This window comes from Desulfobulbaceae bacterium (genome assembly GCA_015231515.1).
In the GTDB taxonomy this organism is placed as follows: Bacteria; Desulfobacterota; Desulfobulbia; order Desulfobulbales; family VMSU01; genus JADGBM01.
On the sequence record JADGBM010000187.1, the window covers coordinates 1 to 3,800 of the forward strand.

3 protein-coding genes are annotated in these 3,800 nt (G+C 44.2%); 2 read left to right on the top strand and 1 reads right to left on the bottom strand.

What is annotated here, in order from left to right; genetic code table 11:
• Positions 1–149: 149 nt before the first annotated feature.
• Positions 150–485, top strand: coding sequence for a hypothetical protein (locus HQK80_15895; protein MBF0223675.1), 336 nt, complete (start codon positions 150–152; stop codon positions 483–485).
• A gap of 120 nt (positions 486–605) precedes the next feature.
• Entirely contained in the window at positions 606–1,490 is an 885-nt protein-coding gene (locus HQK80_15900) for an alpha/beta hydrolase (GenBank protein MBF0223676.1), read from the top strand.
• A 41-nt stretch (positions 1,491–1,531) separates the two neighbouring features.
• Here HQK80_15900 and HQK80_15905 read toward each other — a convergent pair.
• On the bottom strand, positions 1,532–3,800 hold a 2,269-nt coding region (locus HQK80_15905), incomplete at its 5' end, for a PAS domain-containing protein (protein ID MBF0223677.1).

Consider the following 3,800-nt stretch of genomic DNA (forward strand, 5'->3'; position numbering starts at 1 on the left):
CAATGAGTATCTGCATTCTTTTTTCCTCTACCTCCCCATTAGCTCATTTTAAATTATACTCAAGAGTTGTAAGTTCTCACATCTACCACCATATATTGTGTTTTGATTATTCAAATGAATACTATGTGTAGTAGATATTCAGAGAACTTATGACTGACGAGATTATAGAAAAATTAATTTTGAAGAGGGCTTGTAAAAATAAAAAAACATTATATTTTGATATGAAATTCACCTTCTGTTTCTTGGCTGTTCCTTTTTTCTTATTTCAATTTAAAGGTGCTGAAATGATAATAGATTTGACATCAAAAGATCAAGCAATTTTAAACAAAAACCAACTGCATATTATTGATGATGTGCCTCTTCTCACATTTGAAATGAGCGAATGGAGAGTTACAAATCTTAACAAAAAAGTATCCTTTGAAAGAAAATTGTTGACAGGAAACGTTGTCTTCATCATACTTTGTCTCACTGAGAAGAAAGTATGAGCGAGGACAGGCAGGAGTGTGAGCCTTTTTTAAGGCATGATGGCCTATTGAAGACTCTAAGTAGAAGTACAAGAGTCATTATTGGGAATAGAGTTCATTGTAAACATAAAAGGAACAAACATGAAAAAACAGATATTATTTATATTAATACCTTTCCTCCTATTATCGGGATGTGCGAGCAACGAGCTTTCTCTCAGGCATGATGTCGCATTGTCTTTTGACTCAGAACGTATCGCCTATGATGTGGTCGGCAAAGGAAACTCCTCGCTTATTTTTATTCACGGCTGGAGTTGTGACGGACGTTACTGGCAGAAACAAATTTCTGCATTCGCAAAAAAGTATCAAGTAATCACAGTAGATTTGGCTGGCCATGGACATTCTTCATTAGATAGATCCGAGTTTTCAATGCTGTCCTTCGCTAACGATGTAAAAGCAATTATTGATAAGGAACACATTGAGAGAGCTATTTTGATCGGCCACTCAATGGGAGGCGGTGTAATTGCTGAAGCGGCCAGATTAATGCCAGAAAAAGTAGTTGGGATTGTAGCAATTGATACCTTGCAAAATGTTGCGGAGCGCACCCCGCAAAGTGTAATTGACGAAATGGTCAAGCCCTTTAAAACTGATTTTAAAAGTGCCGCACAAAATTTTGTTTCACCAATGTTTCCGAAAGGTACTGATCAACAATTGGTAGATTGGGTAAAAGAAGATATGTCTTCTGCCCCAAAGGAAATTGCCTTAAATGCTTTTCGAAACTATCTGGGGCAGTATGTAAGCGGAGAAGCTGCCATTGTATTTAAAGATATCAACATTCCTGTGGTCTCAATAAACGCCCGATTATGGCCGACAGCACCTGAAGAAAACAGAAAGCATATAAAAAACTATCAACTTTTGTATATTGAGGGAACTGGTCACTTTCCAATGCTGGAAAAGCCCGATGAATTTAATATGCTATTGGAAAAAGCCCTTAACTCCATAGAATCAAAAAGCAATAACAACATATAACGTAAACATTCGGTAAATGAGATAATTAACCTTGATTTTTATCAAAAACTGGCCTCCAAAACTTCCCGTACTTTGGAGGCCAGATCGTTCATTGAGAAAGGTTTCTGGATGAAATGGACACCTTCCTCCAACACTCCTTGATGGGCAATGACGTTGGCGGTATATCCGGACATGAACAGCAGGCCGATACCAGGGTAAAGATCAATGATTTTTTCAGCCAGATCACGACCGTTCATCTTCGGCATTACCACATCGGTCATGAGCAGATCAATGGAAGCGGAATGTTTTTTTGCCTTTTCAAGGGCATCTGAAGGTGTGGCTGAGGAGAGTACAGTATAACCCTTCTTTTCCAGCATCATCCGTGTCATTTGTAAAATTGTTGGTTCATCCTCCACCAGCAGGATGGTTTCTGTTCCTCCGGCTACTGCTTTTTTTGCAGGAACGGTTTTATCAGTTTCTTGATCTGTCACCAACCTTGGCAGATAAACCTTAAAGGTGGATCCCTGGCCTGGTTCGCTGTAAACATTAATGAAGCCGTTGTTCTGTTTGATGATCCCATAAACGGTGGCAAGCCCCAGGCCGGTACCTTTGCCCATTTCTTTGGTGGTAAAAAACGGTTCAAACAGTTTGTTCAGGGTGTCCTTGTCCATGCCGCACCCATTATCACTGACTGCCAGCTGCACAAAATCCCCGGGGATAAAGCCCATGTGTTCTTTGCAGTATGCTTCATCAAATGTTTTCTTTCCGGTTTCAATGGTGAGTTTGCCCACGCCTGCGATGGCATCCCTGGCATTTACGCACAGATTGGCAAGGATCTGGTCGATCTGGGACGGGTCCATTTTCACGGCCCAAAGATGGGTGGAGGGCTGCCATACCAAATCAATGTCTTCACCGATGAGACGGCGCAACATATTGAGCATACTCTCAACGGTATCGTTCAAATCAATCTTTTTGGGTGAAATAGTCTGTTTTCTGGCAAAAGCCAGCAACTGTTTTGTGATTTCAGCCGAACGCATGGCTGCTTTTTGAATCTCTTTCAGGCTGGCATAAAGATCGTGATTTTCATCTGCCTGCATCAGTGCCATTTCAGTATGCCCCAGTATCACTCCCAGCATGTTGTTGAAGTCATGGGCCACTCCACCGGCCAGACGGCCAACGGATTCCATCTTCTGGGCCTGGATGAGCTGGGCTTGAAGATTTTCCCGTTCCGCGTCTGACTTCCTTCTCTCGGTGATGTCCGTTGAAATTCCGGCCAGAGCGATTTTCCGGCCATGCTCGTCAAACACGACCTGTATTCGGCAATCCAGCGTGAGTTCCTGTCCATCGGCAGTCTGGTTGACGACCTCGCCCCGCCATTGCCCATTCTTCAACGTCTTTTCAACAATCTTTCGCTGAGTGATGCTTTGTTCGGGGTTTTCGCAGTACTTTTCAGTGGAGACACCAATCAGTTCATTTCGGGAGTACCCCAATGCCTGGACAACGGCATCGTTGACATAGGTTATGACGCCGTTGAGGTCGGTCACGGTCACGCGGTCCTGGATCTGATTGAGAACAAGCGACTGGAAACGAAGTTGGTTCTCTGCCTCTTTACGGTCGGTGATGTCCTGATGGGTGCCTATCATACGCACGGCTTTACCAGACGCATCCCTGTATACTGCCTGTCCGCGTCCCAAAATCCATTTCCAGTCTCCATCCCTTGTCTTCATACGGTATTCAAATTCAAAGGAATCTGTCAGATTATTTACGCAGTCCATATTTATCTGATAAGCTTTTTGCCTCTCCTCCGGGTGTATCAGATCCTGCCATTTATCTACATTTTCTATAACATCAGTAGAATCATATCCAAGCATGGATGTTAAGCTCGGGCTGCAATAAATGTCTCCAGTTGTTAAATCCCAGTCCCATATCCCGTCTTTTGAGGCCTCCATGGCCAGTGAAAAGCGCTCTTCACTCTCCTGCAATTTCAGGGTGCGTGCTTCGAGCAGGTCTTCTATGCGCAGCAATGCATGCTCACGGCGGGCCCGATCACACAGTACGATGAGGATCTCCGGATCGAAGGGTTTGCACAAATAAGCGGACGCACCCCGTTTTATCCAGGAAAGCGGCCGCTCAGACGTCGTGTCTGTGGTCATCATCAAACAGGCACAATCCGGCCTCAATACCTGGAAAATATCGAGCAGGACATCTCCCGTACCGTCGGGCAGGTATTCGTCAAGGACAGCCACATCATAGACTCTCTTCGCAAAGGCATCTTCGCCCTCCCGAGCCGTAAGTACCGTGTCCGTCAGGTAGCCGTGTGCGTTGAATGCC